The organism is Pseudomonas sp. AB39(2026) (genome assembly GCF_059831485.1).
Genome location: NZ_CP195212.1, coordinates 962,817 through 988,176 on the forward strand (window position 1 = coordinate 962,817; position 25,360 = coordinate 988,176).

Here is a 25,360-nt window from a genome sequence, read left to right on the forward strand (position 1 = left end):
CACGCGCCCCATTTCACCCCCACCGCTGCACGACGGAGAACGACAATGGCAAGTGATACCTCTAACAGCCCGGTCTGGTTCATCACCGGGTGCTCCACCGGTTTCGGCCAGGCACTGGCACAGCAGGTGGTGCAGCGTGGCTGGCGCCTGGTAGCCACCGCCAGGGACAAGGCGCGGGTAGCCGGCCTGGCAAAAGGCGCCGAAGACCGTGTGCTCACGCTCAGCCTGGACGTCTGTGACAGCCAGCAAGTAAGTGCCGCCACCCAAGCCGCCCTTGAACGGTTCGGGCGTATCGATGTGCTGGTCAACAACGCTGGGTACGGCTACCAAAGCTCCATCGAAGAAGGCGTGGACGCCGAGATCCGTGCTCAATTCGATGCCAACGTCTTCGGCCTGTTTGCCATGACCCGCGCCGTGCTGCCCGCTATGCGCGCCCAGCGCAGCGGGCATGTGATCAACATCACCTCCGTGGCCGGGTTGATCGGCTACCCTGGCTCTGGCTATTACGCGGCCTCCAAACACGCGGTCGAGGGCTTCTCGGACGCACTGAACGTGGAAGTGAAGCCACTGGGCATCGCCGTGACCTGCGTGGAGCCGGGGCCCTTTCGCACAGACTGGGCAGGCCGTTCGCTGCACCAGACGCCCTCCACCCTGGAGGATTACAAGGAGACGGCGGGCAAACGCATGGCCACCACGCGCGAGGGTAGCGGCAACCAAAAGGGAGACCCTGTACGCGCAGGTGAAGCCATGATTGCCCTGACGCAAATGGACTCGCCACCGCGCCACCTGGTACTCGGGGCCTGGGGCCATGAAGCAGTGGTAACGGACCTGAAAGCGCGGCTCACGGAAATCGAAAGTACGCGCGACCTTAGTTGTGGGGCTGACTTTCCTGCTGACTCACAAGGGTAGTGTCTATTCAGGCCACCACGCATGATGAAATGTGAAAGGGTTGGCAAGAAGGACCAACCTCACCAATAAAGCCTAGACGATCGGTCTAATCAACGTTATGGTACGGCCCATGAAAACTTCAGCGCCCGCTCAGAGCAGCGACACCCGTGACAGCATCCTGGCCAATGGTCAGCGCATCATCGCGGGCAAGGGCTTTGCCGCGGTAGGCCTCAATGAAATCCTGACCGCTGCGGGTGTCCCGAAGGGGTCGTTCTACCACTACTTCGGCTCCAAGGATGCGTTCGGCGAGGCAATGCTGGACACCTACTTCACAGCCTACCAGGCCGAGGTAGACGCCACGCTCAACGCGCCAGGGAAAAACCCGGTCGAACAGGTGCTGGACTATTTCAGCCAATGGCAGGCGAACCAGTCGTTCGAGGAGTGCCAAGGCAAATGCCTGGCAGTGAAGCTGGGTGCCGAAGTGCCTGACTTGTCCGAAGCCATGCGCCTGGCCCTCAAGCGAGGCACAGGGGGCGTGATCGAGCGGCTGGCTGGCGGGATCGAACGGGCCATAGGCGAAGGCCTGCTGCGCATCAACGGCATGCCCTACGCAGTTGCCGAAAGCCTGTACCAGCTGTGGATGGGGGCCAGTGTGATGGTCAAGATCCACCGCAGCCTGCAACCTTTTGATACAGCCATGGTGACCACACGGGCACTGTTGGGGCTGCCACCACGTTAGACCGTGTGTGAAAGCACTCTAAGGGGTGCTTTTTTTGCGCAACATTTATAGACGACCGGTCTATTCTAATTTCCATCTGTACTGCTTCAGTGCAATTCGCTCAACCGATTAAGGATTCATGTTTATGAAATACCCTGCCTTCTTCACACCCGCTACCTTGGGCCACCATACCCTCAAGAACCGCTTCGTAATGCCGCCGTTGACGCGTCAACGCAGTGCGCAACCTGGGGACGTGCCCACGCAAACCATGGCGCGCTATTACGCTCAGCGCGCCAGCGCGGGCCTGATCGTCACCGAAGGCACCCAGATCGAACCCCGTGGACAGGGTTATGCCTGGACGCCAGGCATCTATAGCGCTGAACAAGTGGCTGGCTGGCGCGTGGTCACGGACGCCGTACATGCCGAGGGCGGAGTGATTTTTGCGCAGCTGTGGCACGTGGGGCGTGTGTCCCATAGCGCCCTTCAACCAGACGGTGCAGCCCCAGTGGCCCCGTCGGCGCTGTTGCCTCAGAAGGTCAAGGCGTTCATCGAGACCGCCCCCGGTGCAGGCGTGCTGGTCGAGCCACCCTTGCCTCGTGCATTGAGTACCGAAGAGGTCCGCGAACTGGTAGCGATGTATGCCCAGGCCGCCCGAAATGCACTTGAAGCCGGCTTCGACGGCGTTGAAATTCACGCCGCCAACGGCTACCTGGTGAACCAGTTCATTTCTGCTCACGCCAACCAGCGCACCGACGCCTACGGCGGCTCCCTGGAAAACCGCTTGCGCTTCCTCAAGGAAGTGGTTGAAGCGGTGGTGGATGTCGTAGGCCCGGAGCGCTTGGGTGTGCGTTTCAGCCCTTTGTTCACCAGCACGGATGAGGACCGGGTATACATCGGTTTCGTTGAGGACGACCCGCACCATACCTACCTGGAAGCCATCAAGGTGTTGGAGCAGGCGGGTGTGGCCTACCTGTCCATCGCCGAAGCCGACTGGGACAACGCGCCTGATTTGCCGGAAACCTTCCGCCGCGCCGTGCGCGACACCTTCACCGGCCGCATCATCTACGCAGGCCGCTACACGGCCGAACGAGGTGAACGCCTGATCGAGGCGGGCCTAGCGGACCTGATCGCGTTCGGTAGGCCCTTTATTGCCAACCCGGACCTGCCCCGCCGTGTTCAGAACGGCTGGCCCTTGACGCCCGTGGACCCCACCACCATGTACGGCGGCACCGACCATGGTTTCACGGACTACCCCGTGTACACGCCGGCCGCTGCAACGGTGGGCTGACACCCTGTTCAAGCGCCCAATGCTCTGACCATCAGGCAGTGGGCCTTGCCCCACTGCTCGAAGTGCTCCATCACCGCCCACCCGCGGTCGGCGTAGTACTGTTGGCGGTCCTGGGTATGCAGGTACAACCGGTGCACGCCCCGCGCTTTGGCCTCAGCGCAGATGGCCTCGATCAACTGGTTGGCCAGGCCACGGTTGCGCGCCGATGGCGTCACGAACACACAGGCCAACCAGGGCCCCAAGTCCGGCCTTGAAGGCAAGTCCCTGGTAGCCAGGCATGCGCCCCCCAGTAGCTGGCCGTGTTCAGCTGCAATCAGGCACTGCCAGTCACCATTATGCTGCCCCTCGGCGAATTCACGCTGCCAGCCTTCCAAGGGTTGGTCGATGAATTCGTAGGTAAATTGTTCGTGCAACCACTGGGCATAGAGGCCACTGTGGTGCATCGCATTGCGAAGCCAGGTCAAGGTGAGCATGATTTCAAGGCGTCTTGAGGGATGAAGGTATGAGCAAGCGATAGCGTTATTATCACTCCAATTATCGGGGACCGGCATCCTCCCCCTTGGAATTCGACAAAGCGCCCTGATAACTCTGCCACTATTGACCGTATTTGACCCAAAGGAACCACGATGACTGGCCAAACCGAAACCGCCCTCCTTGCCGGCGGCTGCTTCTGGGGCATGCAGGACCTGATCCGACGCTATCCAGGCGTTTTGAACACCCGCGTAGGCTACACCGGCGGCGAAGTGCCGAACGCCACCTACCGTAACCACGGCAACCATGCCGAGGCTATCGAGATTGTGTTCGACCCGGCTGTGATCAGCTACCGGAAGATTCTGGAGTTCTTCTTCCAGATCCATGACCCTAGCACCCCCAACCGCCAGGGTAACGACCTGGGGCCTAGCTACCGCTCCGCCATCTACTACTTCAATGAGGGGCAACGTGCCACGGCCGAAGATACGGTCGCTGACGTGGACGCCTCAAAGCTTTGGCCCGGCAAGGTAGTGACCGAGATCGAGCCGGCAGGCGATTTCTGGGAAGCAGAACCCGAGCACCAGGACTACCTGGAACGCATTCCAGACGGGTATACCTGCCACTTCATCCGGCCGAACTGGACCTTGCCCAAGCGCGGCTGAGCTTAGCGCACCAAGCGGGGCCGTGCTACGCGCGGCCCATTTTGGGACCGGTCGTAGCCGAAGGCGTAGGCCGAAAACGTACCGCAGCACCACCTGTTGAGCCCGGTTCGCAGGCTTCGCCAGCTTCCTACACGGGCCCCTGTTGGACCGGTCGTAGCCGAAGGCGTAGGCCGGGACATACCGCAGCACCACCTGTTGAGCCCCGTTCGCAGGCTTCGCCAGCTTCCTACACGGGCCCCTGTTGGACCGGTCGTAGCCGAAGGCGTAGGCCGGGAACGCACTGCAGCACCACCTGTTGAGCCCGGTTCGCAGGCTTCGCCAGCTTCCTACACGGGCGCCTTGTTGGGCCGGTCGCAGCCGAAGGCGTTGGCCGGGAACATACCGCAGCACCACCTGTTGAGCCCGGTTCGCAGGCTTCGCCAGCTTCCTACACGGGCCCCTGTTGGACCGGTCATAGCCGAAGGCGTAGGCCGGGAACGCACTGCAGCACCACCTGTTGAGCCCGGTTCGCAGGCTTCGCCAGCTTCCTACACGGGCCCCTGTTGGAATCGTGCAACACCTCAAAACCGCTCTTGCACCGCCACATACCGCCACTGCCCCAAGGGTAGCTTGCCCATGGGCACGCCGCCCAAGCGCAGGCGGCGCATGGAGATGACACTCAACCCCACCGCCTCGCACAACTGCGCGATAAGCCCCGGCGTCGGCGCCTTCAGGGCAACACGTAGGTGGGTTTCGTTCTGCCAGCTGCACTTGGCCGCGGGCAGCGCCTGCTTGCGGACGATGATCCCGCGCTTGAGCAATTCAAGGCCGTTGGCGCGCAGGGTGCCCTGCACCTCCACCACATACTCCTGCTCCAGCTTTCCGAACTCGGCCGTGAGCTTGCGCGCGGTGCGCCAGTCCTGGGTGAACACCTGCAGGCCAGTGGCGCCAGGCTGGAGCGGGGCCAGGCATTGAAGCCGGCTGAAATGCCCCTTGAGCACACGCTTGCCCGTATCAAAGGCTGACGCTTGGGTAAGCGGGGTAATGGACGCCAGGGCACTGGCCTCATCCAGCCCTGGAGCCTGGTTGAGGATAAGCGTAATCGGCTCCGGCGCCTCGGCCTTAGCACCTGGCAGCAGGGCCACCTGCTGGTCCTGCACCTGGAACTGCGGCGTGTCTACCACGTTGCCGTCCACCGTGACCCACCCACCTTCGATATACAGCTCTGCCTCGCGGCGAGAGCAGCCCACCTGTTCGATCAGGCGGCGGGACAGGCGTTGTGTATCGGTCATTGGAGCGTGCTCTGGGAAAAGCCGCCATTGTATCGGGCCGAGGGTTACAAGGGAAAACCCATCGTTGAGTAAGGTGAGGCCAACGAACACAACACACCTTAAATGTTATGGTATAACACTAACATTATCAGTACTCATGGAGGCTGTCTGCATGGTCGCCGTTCTCGCCACATTGCCCCAACCCAACGCTCCCGCTGCTTTACAGGACACCCCCCAGGTTCGCTCACGGATGTTGGCCATTGATGCCCTTCGTGGTTTGGTAATGCTGTTCATGCTGGTCGATCACGTGCGCGAGACCTTCTTTCTGCATGTTCAGGTCAGCGACCCCATGAACCCGCTCACTACACCCCTTGACCTGTTTTTCACTCGCCTGAGCAGCATGGTGTGCGCCCCTGTGTTCGTGTTTCTGACGGGGCTATCCGCCTGCCTGTACGGCCAAACCCACAGCCGTGCCGAGGTATCCACGTTTTTGCTCAAACGTGGGTTGTTTCTGATCGTTCTGGAACTGACCTTGGTCAACTTCGCCTGGAATGCGACCTTTGTTCCCACCACACTCTGGCTACAGGTTATCTGGGCCATCGGCCTGAGCATGATGGTACTGGCGGCCTTGATTCACCTCCCTCGGCCCGGCCTTATAGCCTTGGGGGTAGTAATTGTGGCGGGGCACAACCTGCTGGACGGTATCGTACTCACCCCGCAATCCCCCTGGTTCGAGGCTTGGTCGATCCTCCACCAGCGAGCGTTCCTTGAGATTACCGAGTACACCCGAGCCCGTACCACCTACCCCGTGCTGCCTTGGGTCGGCGTTATAGCACTGGGTTATTGCGCCGGCCCTTGGTTCGCCCGTAGCGCTGCCCCTGAACAACGTCACCGTCGGCTGTGGGCGTGGGGGCTTGCACTGATCGCAGGCTTCGTACTGGTACGCTACCTGAATGTGTACGGGGACAAACCTTGGCAAAACCTTGGGGACAGTGTGCGTACACTTATGAGCTTCCTATCCCTGACCAAGTACCCACCTTCCCTGCTCTTCCTGATGCCGACCCTCGGCGTGGGCTTGGTGTTGCTGGCGTGTTTCCAGCGGCTTGAGGGGGGCCGGGTATTGAAGGTGCTGTCACAGTACGGGGGCGCCCCGATGTTTTTCTACCTGCTGCACCTGCTGGTGCTCAAGGCTCTATACCTCACGGCGGTCCATGTGTGGGGCCTCAACCAAGGCGCCTACTATGGCTTCGACACCCTGGCGAGTATCTGGCTGTGGTCCGCCGGGCTGGCCGTTGTGCTCTACCTGCCCACCCGGTGGTTCGCTGAGCTCAAGCAACGCCGCCGGGACATTGGCTGGCTCAAATACTGCTGACCACACACTGGTTTGCTGAGGCTCAAGCGTACGTGGGAAGGCGCACTAAGCCCCTTCCCACGGTTGCCTTGCGTTTCGCCTATTCCAATGCCTCGGCTACGGCCTGCTCCTCGCCCAGGAAGCCGCCACTCTGGTGACGCCACAACCGCGCATAGGTGCCATTCTTCTCCAACAACTCAGCGTGGGTACCTTGCTCGATGATCTGCCCCTGATCCATCACAATCAGGCGGTCCATGGCCGCGATGGTGGACAGCCGGTGCGCGATGGCGATCACCGTTTTGCCTTGCATCATTTCGTCCAGGCTCTCCTGAATGGCCACCTCCACCTCCGAATCCAGTGCGCTGGTGGCTTCGTCCAGCAACAGGATGGGCGCATTCTTGAGCATTACACGGGCAATGGCGATGCGCTGCCGTTGGCCACCGGACAGCTTGATGCCCCGCTCGCCCACCAGGGTGTCGTAGCCGGTATTGCCCTGCTTGTCGCTCAGCTGACTGATGAAACCGTCGGCTTGGGCGCTCACGGCGGCAGCATGAATCTGCTCGTCAGTGGCATCGGGCCGGCCATATCCGATGTTGTCACGCAACGACCGGTGTAGCAGGGAAGTGTCCTGGGTCACCATGCCGATGGCACTGCGCAGGCTGTCCTGGGTCACCTTGGCAATGTCCTGGCCATCGATACGGATCTGGCCACTGTCCACGTCATAGAACCGCAGCAGCAGGTTGATCAGGGTGGACTTGCCCGCCCCTGAGCGCCCCACCAGGCCGATTTTCTCACCTGCGCGTATGGTCAGGTCCAGGCCATCGAGCACCTGGCGCTCGCCGTTGTAGTTGAAGGACACGTTCGTGAACACCACCTCACCACCACGAGTGGCCAGCGTATTGGCGTTGGGCGCGTCCTGTACCTTGGCACCATGGGTCAGCGTGGAAATGCCGTCCTGCACCGTGCCGATGTTCTCGAACAAGGATGTCATCTGCCACATGATCCAGTGGGACATGCCGTTGATCCGCAACGCCATGGCCGTAATGGCGGCCACAGCACCGGTACCCACCTCGCCCAAGTGCCACAGCCACAACGCATACCCGCCCGCCGCCAGAATCAGCCCTACCACCAGCGACTGGTTCACGATCTCGAACTGGCTGACCAGCCGCATCTGGCGAAAGCCTGTTTCCTTGAAGTCTTCCATGGCTGCGCGGGCAAAATGGGCTTCGCGTTTGGTATGGGAGAACAGCTTTACCGTGGTGATATTGGTATAGGCATCCGAGATGCGCCCGGTCATGGAGGACCGGGCATTGGCCTGTTCCTGCCCCACTTTGCCCAACCGCGGTACGAAGTACAGCATCGCCAGCCCGAACAGCACGATCCACGCCATGAAAGGCAGCATCAGCCGCAGATCAAAGCCGCCTGCCAGCGCAATAATGGCAATGAAGTACACGCCAATGCCTGGCACGATTTCGATCAGGGTAAACAGCACCTCACGTACGGCCAGCGCCGTCTGCATCACCTTGGTGGTCACCCGGCCGGAAAACTCGTCTGAAAAGAATGACAGGCTTTGCCGCAGCATTAACCGGTGAAAATCCCAGCGCAACCGCAGCGGCAGGTTGATAGCCAATACCTGGTGCTGAAGCATGGTGCGTATGGCCACCAGCCCGATGCTGGCTACCAGCACCAGCCCGATGCCCCACAGCACGTGCTGCTCCTGCTGCCCAATGGGCGCCCCGGCCTTCCAGGAGGAAAGCTGGTCTACCACCTGCCCCAGGAAGGAAAACAGCCAAGCCTCATAAATGGACACAGCCGCACTGAATACGGCCATGGCGGCCACATAACCCCGCGCGCCGCGGGTGCAGGCCCATAGAAAGCGGCCAAGGCCTCTGGGGGGCGGGGGCGCCTCATCAGGCGGGAAAGGGTCCAGGCGTCGTTCGAATGAACGGAGCATAGTGGTCTCCGAAGCGATAAAGTAAGGTGCATTGTGCCATTGAACGGCGTTCCAGAGGCTCAGGCCTGCATAATCCGCAATTGTTCACTTACATTGGGCCCACTGAATTGACCGTGTTGAAACGACTATCAACGGTAATGGCTGCAATGGCGCTAGCCGCCTGCAGCCACCAACCTCAGCCTGCCGCCCCTACGCCTGAGCAGGTACGTGCCAACCTTGGGCGCTTGCTGCCCGCATCGGCCAGCGACCGGCAAGGCTGGGCCACGGATATCCAGGTGGCGTTCGACGCCCAGAAGCTGGACCCCACGGCGGATAACCTCTGCGCAGTGATCGCGGTGATCGAGCAGGAGTCCAATTTCAACGCTGACCCACAGGTGCCCGGGCTGGGGCGCATTGCCCGGCAGGAAATCGACCGGCGTGCCAGTGCCGTTCATGTTCCCAGCTTTTTGGTGGACGCCGCGCTTGGCATCCGTTCGCCTACGGGCAAAACCTACGCCCAGCGCATTGAGAGCGTGCGGTCGGAACGGGAACTGAGCGAGGTGTTCGATGACCTTATCGGCATGGTGCCCCTCGGCCAGCAGTTGTTCGGCACCTTGAACCCGGTGCACACCGGCGGGCCGATGCAAGTGGCCATCGCCTTTGCCGAGCGCAATGCCCGCAACTACCCCTACACCCTCCAAGGCACCCTCCGGCAGGAAGTGTTCAGCCGCCGGGGTGGCGTCTATTTCGGCACCGCGCACCTGCTGGGCTACCCAGCTCACTACCCCAAGCCCCTGTACCGCTTTGCCGACTACAACGCAGGCCACTATGCCAGCCGGAATGCAGCATTTCAGGCGGCGCTGAACCGGTTGGTGCGGGCGCGCTTGAAGCTCGATGGGGACCTGGTGAATTACAGCAGCAGTGACCCCGGCCAGACCGAGCTGGCGGTGCGTTCCCTGGGCACCCGCTTGAACATGAGCGATAACGACATTCATCGGGCGCTGGCCCAGGGTGACCAGCTCGCCTTTGAAGACACCAGGGTGTATCAACGCGTCTTCGAACTGGCAGACAAGGTCAGTGGCAAGACCCTGCCGCGCTCGATCCTGCCAGGCATTACCTTGGAGAGCCCGAAGATCACCCGCCACCTCACCACCGCCTGGTTCGCACAGCGGGTCAATGAGCGGTGGGTCCGCTGCCTTGGCCGCAACTGAGTACGGTCAGCCCTAGCGAGCCAAGGCTTTGAGCGTCACCTCAGGCGAGTGGGCCATGGGCAGGGGCTGCGGGCCGCTAAACAGGAAGCCCTGCCCCTGGTCCATACCTATCTCGCACAGCAAGGTCAGGTCCTCGGCAGTTTCGACCCCTTCAGCTACCACCTCCAGGCTAAAAGCCCTGCCCAGTTTCAACAGTGCCTCAAGCACTTCCCTGCGCTGGGCGGGTAGCTCGATCCTTAGAACGCGCCGGTCGAGCTTTAGCAGCTGAAACGGCAATTGCAGCAGATACGCCAGGTTGGCGTGGCCACTGCCAAAGTCATCCAGTGCTAGCTTCACGCCTTCGTCTGCCAGCCATTGTACGTTCGCTTTCACATCCGGGCTGATCTCCAACAGCACGCTCTCGGTAAGCTCCAGCACCAACCGTGTTGGGTTGAAGTGGGTGCGCACCAGAATACGTTGCAGGCGGCCAGGCAACTCCGGGTCTGCCAGTTGCAAGGCCGAGATGTTCACTGACAGGCTAAGCGCGACAGGCCAGCCGTTGGCGGCCGTACAGGCCTGCTCCAGCACCCAGTCCCCCAACGCGCCGATCAAGCCACTGCTTTCGGCCATGGGAATGAAGATATCCGGCGGCACGGTCCCATGTTCACTGCTTCGCCAGCGCAGCAGGCACTCATAGCCCGTGAGGCGTTGGCTAGGCAACTGGTGAATGGGCTGGTAGTACAACTCGAACTGCCCTTCCGCCATGGCCGTTCGCAGGTCTTCAGGGGTAGGCAAGGTGCGCGCAGGGTGGGTGGTACTGTCTTGGGCCACCTCCAGGCAATTGCGCCCCCGCCGTTTGGCGCTGTAGAGCGCGCGATCGGCCTGGTCCAGCAGCGCCGCGCTGTCCGCTACGCCTGCCAAGCTGCTAGGGGCCATACCGATACTGACGGTAAGGTGATCGACACCGTCCTCTCGGCCCAGGTGTACCAAGTTAAGGCTTCGAATGCTCAATAGCAGGCGCTCGCCAATCTGCCGTGCTTCGGCTTCTCCCACGTCATTGAGCAGCACCACGAACTCCTCACCACCGAAGCGGGCAATGGTGTCCTCCGGCCTCAAGGCCTGCTGAAGGGTGGTCGCCACGGTCTGAAGGCAGCTGTCGCCCATCAGGTGGCCATAGAAATCGTTGAAGCGTTTGAAATGGTCGATATCCACCAGCAGCACTGCGCCGGTCGCGTCACCTCGTACCTGTCGGGCCCACAAACGATCCAGGTGCGGCTGCATCTGGCGGCGGTTTGCCAACCCTGTGAGTGCATCGGTCTGGGACAGCAGCCTCAGGTCCTGGTTGGCGCTGCTCAGTGAGGCGGTGCGCAACTCTTCGCGCAGGCGGTACAGGTAGGTACGCCGCCCTTCGCGGTTTGCCCAGTAATTGCCCAGCAAAGAGAAAAAGGCCGAGCAATACGCCGAGGTCAGCATCAGGCCGCCCGTACTGATGTTCACTGAGGTTTGGGCGACCGCAACAGCCGTCAGGGCCAGGCCAAACAGGTTGTACGCCAGCGCCACCCTGAAAGGGCTTTTCATGCAGGTGTTGGTGTATACCAGCATCAGGGGCCAGCAGAAAATGAACAGGGTCTGGTCCATGGCCCGGATCTTCGCGCCTTCCACAATGATCAGGTACACCACGAACAAGCCGGTATACGAAGGCAGCATGGCCACGGTTTCACGCCAGCGCAGCGGCACCTTGTGCAACAACACATAGGCAAGGGTGGCGAACGGCACCGAGGTGCCCATCATTTGCAGGGCCACCTTCCACAGGTTGTCTTCGGCCAGCATCAGCTGCCATACCAGAAAACTGTTAAAGCTAAGGGTGCCGATCAGCAGGCAGATGCTCAGGTGGCGGCGCCTGTCAGCCTGAATGTCCAGCTGATAACGCTGTTCCAGGTCAGCCGAGAAAGGAACGTCACGTGCCGGCCTGGCAAGCTCCTGCTCGATTTGCGTATAAAGGGTGTGCATTAAAGGTTCTCGAACAGTGCCAGCACAGGCCGCAGTACGGGCCAAAGGGTGGAAGCAGGTAGGGAATGATATCACTATGACATCAGACCGTATCTGCGTCCCATTGTTTCACCTGAACGGTCAAGCGTTTACCTAGATAAACAGCTAGCCCTGCCCTTGCTATCGGCACCGCCTTGCGTTTTTGAAGCCCCTGTGGATGCTAATGGTCGGTTTCAGTGCACACCCCCGGCCTACATGGGGCACTGCTTTTATTGGGGCTCGCCGAACCCTTCCAGCACGACCTTCCCACGGGCGTTGCCACTTTCAATCAGCGCATGGGCACGGCGCAGGTTAGCGGCGTTGATCACGCCGAAGTGCTCGCCCAAGGTGGTACGCAGTACGCCTTTATCCACCAGGCCAGCGACGCGGTTAAGCAATTCGTGCTGCTTGATCATGTCCGGCGTTTCGAACAGGGCGCGGGTGAACATCAGTTCCCAGTGCAGGGACAGCGCCTTGCGCTTCATGGGCATCACGTCCAGGGTTTTCGGGTCATCGATCAACCCAAGGCGGCCCTGGGGGCGTAGCGCGTCGATCAGCTGGGTGAAGTGGCTGTCCGTATGGGTGAGGCTGGCCACATGGCTTACCTGGCCCACCCCTATGGCCTCCAGCTGGGGGAGCAACGGTTGGTGATGGTCGATCACGTGGTGAGCCCCTAGTGAGGTGACCCAGGCTTGGGTATCAGGCCGTGAGGCGGTGCCGATCACGGTCAGTTTCGTGAGCTGGCGTGCCAACTGAACCAGAATCGACCCTACCCCACCGGCGGCGCCCATGATCAGCAGGCTGCTGCCTTCCCCACCGCCTTCAGGCACACCCAGGCGGTCGAAAAGCAGCTCCCAGGCGGTGATGGAGGTGAGGGGTAGCGCAGCCGCTTCAGCGTCGCTGAGCGAAGCAGGGGCTCGGCCCACAATACGTTCGTCCACCACATGGGCCTGGCTGTAGCTACCGGGCCGCGCGATGGAGCCTGCGTAATACACCCGGTCGCCTGGCGCGAACAAGGTCACGTCGGCACCTGTTTCCCGTACCACGCCCACTGCATCCCAGCCCAGCACCTTGGGGTCTATGGCGGCAGTGCCTGCACGCACCTTGGTATCAACCGGGTTCACGGCGATAGCACTCACGTCTACCAGAAGGTCACGGGGGCCGGGCACCGGGGTGGGCAGGTCCATGTCCATCAACGAGTGTGGATCGTCCAGGGGCAGCCCCTGTTGGGTAAAGGCAACGGCTTTCATTGAAATTCCTCGCAGGTGATGGAAATGGAGCGCAGTGGCGGCATACTCGCCTTGCTTGCTAAAAAGAAAAACACGTTGGTTCACCCAACACTTTCACTTGTGGAGTGAAAATGATTCGCCTGGATGACCTTGCCTTGTTTGTGCGCACCGCAGCCCTCGGGAGTTTCTCCAATGCGGCACGGGAAGTTGACTTGCTGCCGGGCCAGGTAGCGGCCGCCATCAAACGCCTGGAGCGCGAACTGGATGTACGGCTGTTCGCGCGCTCCACCCGCAGCCTTCGCCTTACCCTTGAAGGCGAGCAGTACCTCCCCAACGCCCAGGCCGCCCTGGATACCCTCAAGGAAGGCTTCGACAAGCTGCGGCACCAGAGCACCGAGCTGCAAGGGGTGCTGCAGCTCACAGCCCCCTCAGACATCGGCCGCAACTTGGTGCTGCCCTGGCTGAGCGCGTTCCGGGGGCAGCACCCGCGCCTGTCCGTGCGCCTGTTCATCTCCGACCAAGTGGCCGACATGTTCCGGGACCCCGTCGACGTGGCCTTGCGCTATGGGGTGCTGGAGGATGCCAACTATGTTGCTCGCCCGCTGGCGCCCTGGAACCGGCGCGTGCTGGTGGCCTCCCCGGCCTACCTATCGCGCCATGGCCGCCCTCAGGCCCCCGAGGACCTGCAACACCATGCCTGCCTGGTGTATCCGTTGGGCGGGCGCGCCTATGACAGGTGGCGTATTGGCCCCACTACGGTGGCTGTGGGCGGGCCGCTGTTCTGCGATGACGCGGAAATCGTTCGGCGCTGGGCGGTGGCTGGAGAAGGCATCACCTATAAGTCCTGGTTGGACGTCAGTGAAGACTTGGCCACCGGGCGCCTGGAGCGGGTGATGCCTCATATCCCAGGCGAACCGCTGCCGTTGCATTTCGTCTGCCCTCACCGCAGGCAGTTTTCCCCAGCCGTGCACCAACTGTACGAACACTTGAAAGACCGCTTCACGGCCTTGGGCCCGGCCTGCCCGCGCTGAGGGCGCTGCTGCTCCATTTGACCGCACTCTGTTACGCAGGCGCGCCACCACGGTGCGCCAAAGTGACAAGCCTATGCGAACAGCCACGCTGGGCGCAGCCCCGCTTGAGAAGAAGCCGCACCCCAGAGCCCTGGGCCAAATTGGCATCATCCCTGCAATGCATTGGCTTATTGGATACAAACATCCAGAGGCCTGCATGCCCTTATCGTCTGTTCGTGCCGTACCAGTCTCCGCCGAAGCGGAAGTGTATGACTATGTGCTCAAAGCTATCTGTAGCGGGCGCTACCGCAATGGTGACCGCCTGGTTGCCGAAGACATTGCTGGCGAGGTGGGCACCAGTCGCATGCCGGTGCGCAGTGCGTTTCAGCGCCTGGCGGCTGAGGGGCTGCTGGTGTTGCGCCCTAATAGAGGCGCAGTGGTCAGCGGGCTGGACCTTGAGGCCATGCAGGAAGTGTTCGAGATGCGCAGCGCCCTCGAAGGCCTGGCAGCACGCCTGGCGACCGCACAGGCCGGCGAGCGGGAGCTGACCCGGCTGGAGCGCCTGCTGAACAACATGGACGATGACCAGGACTCCCCCAGCGAATGGATTGCCCGCCACCGGGAATTCCATGAGTACCTGTGCAGCCTGGCAAAGCGCCCTCGCCTGCTCAGGCAGATCAGCAGCCTGTACGCGCTGATCGAGCCTCACATGCAGGTGTGGCTGGCCCAGGAGCGCCCCCGCCAGACCGCCCGGCACGACCACCAGGCGATCATCGACGCCTTGCGCAGTGGCAACCCGGCCACCGTCGAGGCCACGCTGTGCGACCACATCGAAGGCACCGTACCCGAGTTGCTTGCCTTCATCGAACACCACACGGCCGAACCCGGCCCACGCTGATACCGCCACTGCTACCTACCCTGGAGTTGACTATGTTCATGCGCCGAATCCCGCAGTGCCTGCTCGCCCTGTCCCTGCTCAGCAGCTTCGCTCAGGCGGCTCCTGCCGTGCCTGATCGCCTGAAAAATGTCGACAAACTGACCTATTGCGGCGCCCTGGACTCACCGCCCATGGGCTCGTTCGATGCCCAGCAAAAGCCTGTGGGGGTGACAGTGGACCTGGGCCAGGCCATCGCCGAGGCCTTAGGCAACAAGACGGTGCAGTGGCGCGTTATCCCCTTTTCGGGCCTGATCCCCGCGCTGCTGGCTGGCCAGTGCGACCTGGTGCTCGATCAGTTGTTCGACAAGCCTGAACGCCGGCAAGTGATCGACATCGTGAACTACATGTACTCCAGCCAGGCCGTGGTGGTGCCCAAAGGCAACCCCGGTGGCATTCACAGCCTGGATGACCTGGCCGGCAAGAAGGTGGCGGTACTTAATGGGTCGACCATCCGTACCCTGCTGGAAACCCACAACGACAGCCTAAAGAAAGCCGGCAAGCCGCCCATGGCCCTGGTGGTGTACAACAGCGACACCGATGCGTTCCAGGCTTTGCGCATACAACAAGCGGCCGCCTACGGCACCACTGTGGAAACCGCCGGTTACTACCAGAGCATGGCGCCCGAGCTGTTCGAAACCGGCGTACCGGCCTTCGCACGCATCCTGACCGGCATTGGCATCCGCAAGGACGACACGCAGCTCAGCGCCGCCGTGGCCGAGGTGATCAAAGGCATGCAGGCGGACGGGCGTTATGCGGCGCTGCTGGCGAAATGGCACATCGAAGGCGACAAACTCGACTGAGGGCACACCATGAACTTCAGTTGGGACGTGTTCTGGCAGTACCTGCTCAAGCCAAGCGATATCTACCTGTATGGGCTATGGCTCACCTGCGTGATCAGCGTGTGCGCCATGCTCATGGGGTGCGCGCTGGGGCTGGTAGCGGCACTGATGCGCATGAGCACGCGCTGGTTCATTCAGTACCCGGTGCGGGGCTACATCTGGGTGATGCGCGGCACGCCGCTGCTGGTGCAAGTGGTGTTCCTGTACACCGCCCTGGCCGCTGGCGGGGTCTTTCACTTCAATGATATCGACCTAGGCCTGTTTGTGCTGCCAGGTAACATCCAGGCCGCCATCATTGCGCTGGGCCTCAATGAGGGGGCCTACATGGCCGAGATCATTCGGGCGGGCATCAACGCCGTGGACAAAGGGCAATACGAAGCTGCCCGCTCACTGGGCATGGCGCCCCCGCGGCTGATGCGGCGCATTGTGCTGCCCCAGGCATTGCGGGTGATCGTGCCGCCCTTGGGCAACGAGTTCAACGTGATGCTCAAGAACACCACGCTGGTGAGCGTGATCGGGGTGCAGGAACTGCTGCTTAGCACCCAGATGATCACCTCGGCCACTTTCCGGGTGTTCGAGCTGTACCTGGTGGTCGCGGTCTATTTTCTGTTACTCACTACGCTGTGGGGCTTCTTTCAACGCTGGCTGGAGCACCGTTTTGGCGAGCCGGGCGTACGGGTAACCGCCGGGCAGCGTCTGTTCGGCAACAGTGCCATGAAACGGTTGAGGGGGCGGTGACATGCCAGTGACCATGGACGAAGTAGTGATCGATGCCACCGAGGTGTACAAAGCGTTTGGCGACCTTGCCATCCTCAAGGGCGTGACCCTTCAGGTAAAGCGCGGCGAAGTGGTGGTGCTGATCGGGGCCTCAGGCTCGGGCAAGACCACCTTCATACGCTGCTTGAACCACCTGGAGGACATTCAGGCCGGCAGCATTCGGGTCAATGGCCAGCACATGGGCTACCGTGAGCGCGCCGATGGCCGCCGCGTGCCGGACTCGGAATTCGCCATCGCCCGCCAGCGCCGGGACATCGGCATGGTGTTCCAGCGCTTCAACCTCTTTCCCCACATGACCGTGCTGCAGAACATCATTGAAGCGCCCGTAGGCGTGCTTAAGGTGCCCCCTGCCGAAGCTAAGGCGCAGGCCCATGCCCTGCTGGCCCGTGTGCGCCTGACCGACAAGGCCGGCTACTATCCGAGCCAGTTGTCCGGCGGACAGCAGCAGCGCGTGGCCATTGCACGGGCCCTGGCCATGAAGCCCCAAGCCATGCTCTTTGACGAGCCCACCAGCGCGCTGGACCCGGAAACCGTGGGTGAAGTGCTGCAGGTGATGAAGGAGCTGGCTGACAGCGGCATGACCATGGTGGTGGTGACCCATGAAATGGCGTTTGCCCGCGAGGTGGCCGACCGTGTGGTGGTGCTGCACCAGGGCGAGCTGATCGAACAGGGGCCGCCCGAGCAGGTGTTTGGCAACCCTCACCACCCGCGAACCCGCGAATTCTTGAGCCGCGTGCTGTAAGTGCGCCCTGACGAGACGTGCCTGATGACCTTTTCTGCCCACCACTACCCCTACGCCTCCCAGCGCCAATGCGTGTATGCCCGCAACGGCATGGTGGCCACGTCCCAGCCGCTGGCGGCTGAGGCCGGGATCAGCATCCTGCGCAATGGCGGCAATGCCATCGACGCCGCCATTGCCACCGCCATTGCCCTGACCGTGGTAGAACCTACCGGTAACGCCATCGGCGGCGATGCCTTTGCCTTGGTGTGGGTGAAGGACCAGTTGCACGGCCTCGACGCCAGTGGGCACGCCCCGGCGGCCCTCACCCCGCAGGTCATGAAGCAGGCTGGGCACACCACCATGCCCGTCCATGGCTGGGCGCCGGTCACCGTCCCCGGTTGCCCGGCGGCCTGGGCGGAGCTTTCCCGTCGCTTTGGCAAGCGCCCGTTTGCCGAACTGTTCGCCCCTGCCATTGCCTTGGCTGAGCAAGGCTACCCCGTATCCCCGGTGGTCGCGCACCAGTGGCGTATCGCCCAGGCCGAGTATCAGGCCCTGCGGGCTGCGCTACCGGAGCTGGAGCACTGGTTTGATACGTTTCTTGTAGAGGGCCGGGCGCCCTGTGCCGGCGAACTGTTTTGTAACCCGGACCAGGCCAGCACCCTCAAGGCATTGGCCAGCAGTGGCTGCGAGAGCTTCTATCGAGGCGAGCTGGCCCAGCGCATCGTGGCCCACGCCCAGACCACCGGCGGCTACCTGAGCGCAGAGGACCTGGCCCATTACCGGCCCAAGTGGGTAGACCCGATCAAGGTCAACTACCGGGGCGTGGACGTGTGGGAAATCCCACCCAGCGGCCAGGGGCTGATCGCACTGATGGCGCTCAATACGCTCCAGGGGCTGCGCTTCGACACGCGGGACAGCCCCACCACGTGGCATCATCAGCTTGAAGCCATGAAAATGGCCTATGCCGATGGGTTGCATTACATTACCGACCCCCAGCACATGCGCCTGGCCAGTGCTGCACTGCTAACGCCGGACTATGGCGCCCACTGCCGTGCCCGCATCACAACGCAGGCCCAACCGCCCTTGCACGGCGACCCCCATGCCAGCGGCACGGTCTACCTGGCCACGGCCGACGGCGAAGGCAATATGGTGTCGTTCATCCAGAGTGCCTACCACGGCTTCGGGTCCGGGGTGGTGGTGCCAGGCACGGGCATAGGCCTGCAAAACCGCGGCAGCGAATTCAGCCTTGATCCCGAACATGCCAACTGCCTGGCGCCCGGCAAGCAGACGTTCCATACCATCATTCCAGGGTTCCTTAGCCGCGATGGCGTCGCCCTGGGGCCCTTTGGCGTCATGGGAGGGTACATGCAGCCCCAGGGCCATGTGCAGATGGTGATGAACCTGGTGGACTTCGGCCTTAACCCACAAGCGGCCTTGGATGCGCCGCGCTGGCAATGGCTGGGCGGCCTGAAGGTGGGTATCGAGCAGTCGGCGCCCCGCTCGTTAGCCTTCGCACTGGCGCAGGCGGGCCATGATGTGCAGGTGGCCCATGACTCGGTGGATTACGGCCGGGGACAGATCATCTTGCGTGACCCGGCTACCGGCGTGCTCTGTGGTGGTACAGAGCCGCGTGCCGATTCACATATTGCCGTGTGCTGAAGCGTTTCTCCCTAAACTGCCGAAAAAAAGGGCGACCAATGGTGTAACGAAGCGCTCAAGCTGGCACTGCGCCAGCCGATAGGCGGTATACATTCCCACCACTCGCCGACCGGCGCTTAGGCCTTCTTATGAATCTCCGTTCCATGACTATCGCGCCTCGGGCGTCGCTGTGTTTCGCAGCGATCACGCTGCTGCTGTTTGCCTTGGGAGGATTTGCGTACGTTCAACTTGAGCAGCTTCGCCAGAGCGAGCAGCACTTGGAAAAAGACCTGCTGCCCAGCATTCAGGTCGGCGATGACTTGCAGATTTCGCTGCTCCATGCCCGCCTGGAAAGCATTCGCCTGCTGGCGACCCAGGATGAGGAAGGCCGTGCCTTGGCCCAGCGCAACCTGAACGCTGCCAAACAGCAGATGAACAAGGAAACGGATGTTTACCGCAGCAATTTCGTCACAGCGCCGGACGACCTGGCCAAATTCAACGAGGCGGCTAACTTGATGGGCCGCTACCTCAATGGCCTCGACCAGATCGAAAGCCTGGACGCTGCGGATCACGCGCAGGCAGTCAACTTCGCCAACACCACTCAAGCCGAAAACGCCAAGGCCTACCAGGAGAAACTCACCGCCCTGCGCGATGCGGACAACCTCAAGGCCCAGCAGGCCGGGCTCACGTCAGCGACGGTCTACAACCACAGCGTGCAGGTGGTGATCATCGTGGTGCTGGTGGCTCTGGCCCTTACCGTATTGGTGTCCACCCTGCTGATTCGCAGCGTGACTCGGCCTATCAAAGCGTCCCTGCTCGTGGCCCAGGAAATCGCCAAGGGCGACCTCACAGGCACCGTAGACACCAAAGGCTCTGACGAAGCGGCCCAGTTGATGCAAGCGCTACACCAGATGCAGGGCAACCTGCGTACCACCATTGTGCAGATTGCAGGGTCGTCGGCGCAGTTGAACCAGGCCTCCAGCCATATGAACGCCGTTACGCAAACGGCCAACCGTACCCTGCAGCAGCAGAACTCAGAGATCGAACAGGCTGCCACCGCTGTCAACCAGATGAGTGCTGCCGTGGATGAGGTAGCACGCAACGCCTCCTCCGCCTCCGAAGCCGCCAAAGATTCTACCCAGGCCGCCGCCACGGGCAATGTCAAGGTACTGGAAACCGTTGAAGCCATGCGCAGCCTTACGGCGAAAGTGGAAACCACCTCCGGGCAAGTGCAGGGGCTGGCCACCCAGGCCCAGGACATCAGCAAGGTATTGAGCGTTATCCGCGGGATCGCCGAACAGACCAACCTGCTGGCGTTGAACGCTGCCATTGAGGCTGCCCGCGCGGGCGAACAAGGGCGCGGTTTTGCGGTAGTGGCCGATGAAGTACGTGCGCTAGCCCACCGCACCCAGACCTCCACGCGAGAGATTGACGAGATGATCTCGTCGATCCAGGCGGGCACCGCCCAGGTTGTGGCTTCCATGGGCAGCAGCACCGAGGAAGTCCATCACACCCAGCGCACTGCTGATGAGGCCGGCCGGTCGCTTCAGGTCATTACCGACTCGGTCCAAGTGATTGATGACCGCAATCATCAGATCGCTACCGCCTCGGAAGAGCAAGCTCATGTGGCCCGTGAGGTGGACCGCGCCCTGGTCAGCATCCGAGACCTGGCCGTACAAAGTGGCGCGGGCACTCAGCAAACCCTTGAGGCCAGTAACCAGTTATCCCAACTGGCACTGGACCTTGACCGCATGGTGGCGCGATTCAAGACCTGAGTTCGCCTAATTGCCGCGCAGGGATGCGTGGCCTGCTTAGGCTATGTACGAAAAGTCCTGACACTCGGTGATGCTGCGTTGAAAACAGCTTCGGAATGCTCATTTACAACCAGTAAACTCCGCTTCCTCAGCTGTTTTCGCCTTGCCTAACCTTCGCGTCAGAACATTTCGTACACAGCCTAGTACCAGCCGTCGACGGAATGGCGAGCACCCGAACAAAGATGGCACATAGCCATCCAACCTTCGCTACCCTTATCTTCTCCGACATCGATGCCAGCCCACTATGCCACCCAAACCCGGTTCGTTCGCCAAGCGCATGTACCTGCCCCGCCTCATCGGCTCCGGCATCGGCTTTTGGGCTGTGGGTGCTGCGCTGCAGCCAGCAGTTGCAGCGCCATGGGTGTGGGCGGTGCTGGTGTTCCATGGGTTTATCTGGCCTCACGTGGCCTTTTTGCTGGCCCGGCGTGTGGCTGTGCCTTACTTGGTCGAGCGCCGCAACATGATGATGGAAGCGGCCTTTGGCGGGCTGTGGGTCGCGGCGATGCAATTCAACCCTCTGCCCACCGTCCTGCTGGTGTCCATGCTGAGTATGAACTGCATGGCCGTAGGCGGCCCGAAGTTATTACGCCCTTGCCTGGCCACACTGGGCGTATCGTTGGGGGTCTTTATCGCGGTGCTCAGGCCTGGTTTCTCCCCTGAGGCCACAGCCCTGCAGGTGTATGCCTGCCTGCCCATGCTGGCCGTGTATCCTCTCGCCGTCGGTAATGCCGCTTACCGGCTGGCCGAGCAGTTGGCGCGGCACAAGCGGGCGTTCAAGGATTTCAGCCGCAAGGACAGCCTCACGCAGTTGTTGAACCAGGGTGCCTGGCGTGGCGCCTTTGATGACGCCTTCTCACACCTGCGTGGGTCAGACGCCAACGCCACCTTGGCCTTGCTGGACATCGATCACTTCAAGCGCATCAACGACCAGCACGGTCACTTGGTTGGGGATGAAGTGATCAAGCTGTTTGGCACCATCATTCACCATCACACTGGCCCTCTGGACAAGGCAGGGCGCATTGGGGGCGATGAGTTCGCGGTCGTGTTCAGCGGGATCGATGCCCATGAAGCCACGCGCCGGTTGGCCAGGATGCAGGCTGCGCTGGAAGCCGAAGTCGTTGCCCGCCCGGACCTCCCACGGGTGTCCATGAGTATCGGCACGGCTACATTCAAACCCAGCTTCCTTACGCCGGAAGACTGGATACGGGCCAGCGACAACGCCCTTTATGCGGCCAAGCACAGGGGCCGCAACCAGATCGTGGCGGCAGCCGAGGCCTGTGTTTGACGCGTCGGCGGCGGCCATTGGCAGCCCTCTCTCTCGTACCCTGAACCTGGTGAACGTTGCGCAAGGCTCCCCTGCGGCCATGGGCTGTGGGACACTCTGCGAACGGCATACTCAGGGTGCCGTTGAACGATCACTTCAGCAGGCACCTACGTGAGCATCAAGTTCGACCTTAATGACCTTCAGGCCTTTCGGGCCGTTGTGGAGCACGGCAGTTTCCGGCGAGCGGCCGAAGCCATCCGCATTACCCAGTCCGCCCTTAGCCGCAGGGTGGAAAAGCTGGAGTCTGCCTTGGAGGTGAAACTGTTCGAGCGCACTACCCGCAAAGTGTCGTTGACCAATGTAGGCCGCGCCTTTCTGCCCCAGGTGGAGCGCTTGCTGGACGACCTGGACTTGGCCTTGCTGAGTGTCGGAGACGGCGGCGCCTTGCGCAGAGGCTCGCTGACCATCGCCTGTGTACCGTCAGCTGCCTACTACTTTATGCCCCACGCCATCCGTAGCTTCCATGGGCAATACCCGCGCATCAAGATCAGGCTGATCGACGCCTCAGCCAACGAAGTCAGCGCGGCCGTCGCCAGTGGTGAAGCCGATTTCGGCGTGAGCTTCACCGGTAACCTGGACCCAGAAATCGAGTTCAGCGCCTTGATGCAAGAGCGCTACGTGATCGCGTGTCGCCGCGACCATCCCTTGGCTGCCCGTACGAGCGTGACCTGGGCTGAGGCCTACACCTACGACCACATCACCCTGGGCCGCTCATCGGGCAACCGCTTGGTGCTGGATCGCGCTTTGGCGAAGGTGGACAAGGTAAAAGACAGTATCTGCGAAGCACGCCATGTGACCACGGCACTAGGGCTGGTAGAGGCAGGGCTGGGCATTGCCGCCGTGCCTTCGATCGCCATGCCCGTATCGCCCCACCCCTTTTTAGCCAGCATTGCGCTGGTAGAACCCGAGGTGGTGCGAGAAATGGGCCTGCTCAAGCGCCGTGGGCGCACGCTGACGCCCGCGGCCCTTGAGCTGGAACGGCTGGTCCGGGCATTGCCCGAGGGGTTAGCGGGGCACTGAGTCCAGGCCGGTGGCATTTACCGTGGCCTGAGCTTCAGGGGAGGCCAGGTATTGAAGCAACTTCTTGGCCTCGGCGGGGTGCTCGGCCCCCTTGGGAATACCGGCCGCGTAGCGCGTCACAGACTGTACGTCCTCCGGAATCTTGCCCACAAAGGTGATGCCCGGTACTGGCAACAGTTCAGCCACCTGCTGGAAGCCCACCTGATAGTCGCCCTTGGCAACTACCGAGCCGACCGGAATACGCTCGATCATCTTGCCTTTAGGGCCCACCTGGTCTTGTACACCCAGCTTCTTGAACAGCTCTTTCTCGATGTACACGCCGCTGGCGCTATCGGAGTACGCAATGGACTTGGCGTTCAGCAACACCTGCTTAAGCTCGGCGTCGGTACCAATGGCGGGTTTGGCATCACCCGTCTTCACGGCCATACCGATACGCGAGTCGGCCAGCTCCACACGGGAGGCGGGGTCCACCTTGCCTTGTTTGATCAGGTCATCCAGGGCATAGCCCACCATGATGACCACGTCGGCGTGCTCGCCACGGGCCAGGCGGTTTGGTATGGCCTCCTGCGCCTTGCCCATGGACGGGCCCAGCACGGTGGTGAGGGTGTCGCCACTGCTGGCCGCGTATTGCGGGCCCAGCTTCTGGTAGGCCGCGGTGAAGCCGCCGGACGTCATCACGGTTAGTTGCTCGGCCTGGGCTTGGGTGGCATAGGCCGTGCAGGCCAAGGCCAGTACTGACAGAGGTTTCAAAAATGCATTCATCGCGTGTGTTTCCTTATCAAACAGCAGCAGCAAGCGGTTGAGCGGCGAGACGGCGATAGAGCACCAGCGTCGCGGTGAAGGCGCACAGGGCTGCCACGATCATCCAGTAGGCCGGGGCAGCCTTGTCACCAGTCACGTGAATCAACCAGGTAGAAATGGCAGGGGTAAAGCCCCCAAAGATGGCCGTGGCCAAGCTATAGGCCAGGGAGAAGCCGGCCACACGTACTTCCACGGGCATGATCTCGGTCAATGCCGGGATCATTGCACCGTTGTAGAGGCCATACAGGCAGGAGAACCACAGCAGCACTTCCAGCATATGAGAGAAAGAAGGTGCCTGGGCCAGGAACGACAAGGCGGGGTACGCCGTAAGTACGGTCAGCAGAGACATGGCCACCAGCAGTGGCTTACGCCCGAAGCGGTCACTGAGCGCACCGCCAATGGGCAGCCAGATGAAGTTGGATACCCCCACCAGTAAGGTTACGATCAACGCATCGCTGGTGCTGAGCTGAAGTACGGTCTTGCCGAAGGTCGGGGCATACACCGTGATCATGTAAAAGGCCGTGGTGGTCATGGCCACCATCAGCATGCCAAGAATCACCACCGGCGCATTGCTCAGCAGCGTGGCAAACACCTCTTTCATAGTGGGGCGGTGAGCCCGGGCGGTGAAGGCCTCAGTTTCCTGCAGGCTACGGCGCAGCAAGAAAATGAACGGAATGATCAGGCAGCCGATGGCAAAGGGCACACGCCAGCCCCAGGCCGCGATGTCCAACGGGGTCAGCCATTGGTTGAGCGCATAGCCCAAGGCAGCGGCGACCACGATAGCCACTTGCTGGCTGCCGGATTGCCAGCTGGCGTAGAAGCCTTTGCGCCCAGGAGTAGCCATTTCGGCCAAGTAAACGGACACGCCGCCCAGCTCGGCACCGGCCGAGAAGCCTTGGAGCAATCGCCCCAGCAGTACCAGTGCGGGCGCCCAGAGCCCAATACTGGCGTACCCCGGCACCAGCACAATGAGCAACGTGCCACTGGCCATGATCGCCAAGGTGACGATCAGGCCCTTGCGGCGGCCCACGTCATCGATATAGGCGCCGAGTATCACGGCGCCCAAGGGGCGCATCAGGAAACCTGCACCGAACACGGCGAAGGTCATCATCAAGGAGGCGAATTCATTGGTAGACGGGAAAAACGCACCCGCGATCTGGGTGGCGTAGAAACCAAACAGGAAGAAATCGAATTGTTCGAGGAAGTTTCCGGACGTGACCCGAAACACCATTCCTGCTCTGGACTTTCCCGAGGACGTCAGGCTAGACGGTTGACTCATATTGTTCTCCAGCGTTTTCTTAAAATGTTTGTAAGCGCTTGTTGCGAAGATTCTGTGTCAATTGTCCATGGAGAATAAGCGTTGTTTTCGCATCGATTGATGCGCAACTTTCATCAATTGCACGGCACGAAGGCTGCTTATGAATTCGAGCGGCGCGCCGATAACCCAAGTACGCCACTAACCTTGTATATG

Annotated in this window: 22 protein-coding genes; 15 read left to right on the top strand and 7 right to left on the bottom strand. The window is 61.6% G+C overall.

Going from position 1 to position 25,360, the window contains the following annotated elements; all coding sequences use genetic code 11:
- Window positions 1-45: 45 nt before the first annotated feature.
- The 3 genes from ACSAMW_RS04165 (at window position 46) to ACSAMW_RS04175 (ending at window position 2,894) form a co-directional block, all read left to right on the top strand.
- Window positions 46-909 carry an oxidoreductase gene (locus ACSAMW_RS04165; RefSeq protein ID WP_500592801.1) on the top strand — a complete coding sequence of 288 codons (864 nt, stop codon included), beginning with the start codon at window positions 46-48 and terminating at the stop codon, window positions 907-909.
- Between the two features lie 109 nt (window positions 910-1,018).
- Complete coding sequence (locus ACSAMW_RS04170) at window positions 1,019-1,627, top strand: TetR/AcrR family transcriptional regulator (protein WP_500592802.1); 609 nt, start codon at window positions 1,019-1,021, stop codon at window positions 1,625-1,627.
- 124 nt (window positions 1,628-1,751) lie between these two features.
- Window positions 1,752-2,894, top strand: a complete 1,143-nt coding sequence (locus tag ACSAMW_RS04175; RefSeq protein WP_500592803.1) for an alkene reductase — start codon at window positions 1,752-1,754, stop codon at window positions 2,892-2,894.
- Window positions 2,895-2,902: 8 nt separating this feature from the next.
- Here the strand turns inward: ACSAMW_RS04175 and ACSAMW_RS04180 are convergent, their stop codons facing one another.
- Window positions 2,903-3,367, bottom strand: coding sequence for a GNAT family N-acetyltransferase (locus tag ACSAMW_RS04180; protein WP_500592804.1), 465 nt, complete (start codon window positions 3,365-3,367; stop codon window positions 2,903-2,905).
- Between the two features lie 153 nt (window positions 3,368-3,520).
- Between ACSAMW_RS04180 and msrA the strand changes: the two genes are divergently transcribed.
- Entirely contained in the window at window positions 3,521-4,027 is a 507-nt protein-coding gene (gene msrA / locus ACSAMW_RS04185; RefSeq protein WP_500592805.1) for a peptide-methionine (S)-S-oxide reductase MsrA, read from the top strand.
- Between the two features lie 560 nt (window positions 4,028-4,587).
- Here the strand turns inward: msrA and ACSAMW_RS04190 are convergent.
- Window positions 4,588-5,298, bottom strand: a complete 711-nt coding sequence (locus ACSAMW_RS04190) for an rRNA pseudouridine synthase (protein WP_500592806.1) — start codon at window positions 5,296-5,298, stop codon at window positions 4,588-4,590.
- Window positions 5,299-5,449: 151 nt separating this feature from the next.
- Here ACSAMW_RS04190 and ACSAMW_RS04195 point away from each other — a divergent pair, with 151 nt between their 5' ends.
- A complete protein-coding gene (locus ACSAMW_RS04195; RefSeq protein ID WP_500592807.1) occupies window positions 5,450-6,649 on the top strand; it encodes an acetyltransferase domain-containing protein in 1,200 nt (399 codons plus the stop codon).
- A gap of 79 nt (window positions 6,650-6,728) precedes the next feature.
- On the opposite strand, the gene ACSAMW_RS04200 is transcribed toward ACSAMW_RS04195, so the two are convergent.
- Window positions 6,729-8,582 (bottom strand): ABC transporter ATP-binding protein, encoded by a 1,854-nt coding sequence (locus ACSAMW_RS04200; RefSeq protein ID WP_500592808.1) that lies wholly within the window; start codon window positions 8,580-8,582, stop codon window positions 6,729-6,731.
- Between the two features lie 137 nt (window positions 8,583-8,719).
- On the opposite strand from ACSAMW_RS04200, the gene ACSAMW_RS04205 reads away from it, so the two are divergent.
- Window positions 8,720-9,772: a DUF1615 domain-containing protein gene (locus ACSAMW_RS04205; RefSeq protein ID WP_500593972.1), complete on the top strand. Its 1,053-nt coding sequence runs from the start codon at window positions 8,720-8,722 to the stop codon at window positions 9,770-9,772.
- Window positions 9,773-9,784: 12 nt separating this feature from the next.
- Here ACSAMW_RS04205 and ACSAMW_RS04210 read toward each other — a convergent pair whose 3' ends face one another.
- Together ACSAMW_RS04210 and ACSAMW_RS04215 are read right to left on the bottom strand one after the other, a co-directional pair.
- The gene (locus ACSAMW_RS04210; protein ID WP_500592809.1) at window positions 9,785-11,761 is read right to left on the bottom strand and encodes a putative bifunctional diguanylate cyclase/phosphodiesterase; all 1,977 of its coding nucleotides are present in this window, start codon (window positions 11,759-11,761) and stop codon (window positions 9,785-9,787) included.
- A 248-nt stretch (window positions 11,762-12,009) separates the two neighbouring features.
- Window positions 12,010-13,029, bottom strand: coding sequence for a zinc-binding alcohol dehydrogenase family protein (locus tag ACSAMW_RS04215; RefSeq protein WP_500592810.1), 1,020 nt, complete (start codon window positions 13,027-13,029; stop codon window positions 12,010-12,012).
- 110 nt (window positions 13,030-13,139) lie between these two features.
- On the opposite strand from ACSAMW_RS04215, the gene ACSAMW_RS04220 reads away from it, so the two are divergent.
- From ACSAMW_RS04220 to ACSAMW_RS04260, 9 genes are all read left to right on the top strand, one after another.
- Window positions 13,140-14,039, top strand: coding sequence for a LysR family transcriptional regulator (locus ACSAMW_RS04220; protein ID WP_500592811.1), 900 nt, complete (start codon window positions 13,140-13,142; stop codon window positions 14,037-14,039).
- Between the two features lie 196 nt (window positions 14,040-14,235).
- A complete protein-coding gene (locus ACSAMW_RS04225; RefSeq protein ID WP_500592812.1) occupies window positions 14,236-14,916 on the top strand; it encodes a GntR family transcriptional regulator in 681 nt (226 codons plus the stop codon).
- Between the two features lie 32 nt (window positions 14,917-14,948).
- Window positions 14,949-15,755, top strand: a complete 807-nt coding sequence (locus ACSAMW_RS04230) for an ABC transporter substrate-binding protein (RefSeq protein WP_500592813.1) — start codon at window positions 14,949-14,951, stop codon at window positions 15,753-15,755.
- Window positions 15,756-15,764: 9 nt separating this feature from the next.
- The gene (locus ACSAMW_RS04235; protein WP_500592814.1) at window positions 15,765-16,532 is read left to right on the top strand and encodes an amino acid ABC transporter permease; all 768 of its coding nucleotides are present in this window, start codon (window positions 15,765-15,767) and stop codon (window positions 16,530-16,532) included.
- 1 nt (window position 16,533) lies between these two features.
- Window positions 16,534-17,313: an amino acid ABC transporter ATP-binding protein gene (locus ACSAMW_RS04240; protein WP_500592815.1), complete on the top strand. Its 780-nt coding sequence runs from the start codon at window positions 16,534-16,536 to the stop codon at window positions 17,311-17,313.
- 21 nt (window positions 17,314-17,334) lie between these two features.
- Window positions 17,335-18,951: a gamma-glutamyltransferase family protein gene (locus tag ACSAMW_RS04245; RefSeq protein WP_500593973.1), complete on the top strand. Its 1,617-nt coding sequence runs from the start codon at window positions 17,335-17,337 to the stop codon at window positions 18,949-18,951.
- Window positions 18,952-19,079: 128 nt separating this feature from the next.
- On the top strand, window positions 19,080-20,705 hold the full coding sequence (locus tag ACSAMW_RS04250; RefSeq protein WP_500592816.1) for a methyl-accepting chemotaxis protein: 1,626 nt from the start codon (window positions 19,080-19,082) through the stop codon (window positions 20,703-20,705).
- A 283-nt stretch (window positions 20,706-20,988) separates the two neighbouring features.
- Window positions 20,989-22,029 carry a diguanylate cyclase gene (locus ACSAMW_RS04255; protein ID WP_500592817.1) on the top strand — a complete coding sequence of 347 codons (1,041 nt, stop codon included), beginning with the start codon at window positions 20,989-20,991 and terminating at the stop codon, window positions 22,027-22,029.
- 150 nt (window positions 22,030-22,179) lie between these two features.
- On the top strand, window positions 22,180-23,088 hold the full coding sequence (locus tag ACSAMW_RS04260; protein WP_500592818.1) for a LysR family transcriptional regulator: 909 nt from the start codon (window positions 22,180-22,182) through the stop codon (window positions 23,086-23,088).
- Here the strand turns inward: ACSAMW_RS04260 and ACSAMW_RS04265 are convergent.
- Window positions 23,074-23,850: a substrate-binding domain-containing protein gene (locus ACSAMW_RS04265; protein ID WP_500592819.1), complete on the bottom strand. Its 777-nt coding sequence runs from the start codon at window positions 23,848-23,850 to the stop codon at window positions 23,074-23,076. The two genes, ACSAMW_RS04260 and ACSAMW_RS04265, sit on opposite strands and share 15 nt — an antisense overlap.
- Before the next feature lie 16 nt (window positions 23,851-23,866).
- Window positions 23,867-25,168, bottom strand: a complete 1,302-nt coding sequence (locus ACSAMW_RS04270) for an MFS transporter (RefSeq protein ID WP_500592820.1) — start codon at window positions 25,166-25,168, stop codon at window positions 23,867-23,869.
- Window positions 25,169-25,360: the final 192 nt, after the last annotated feature.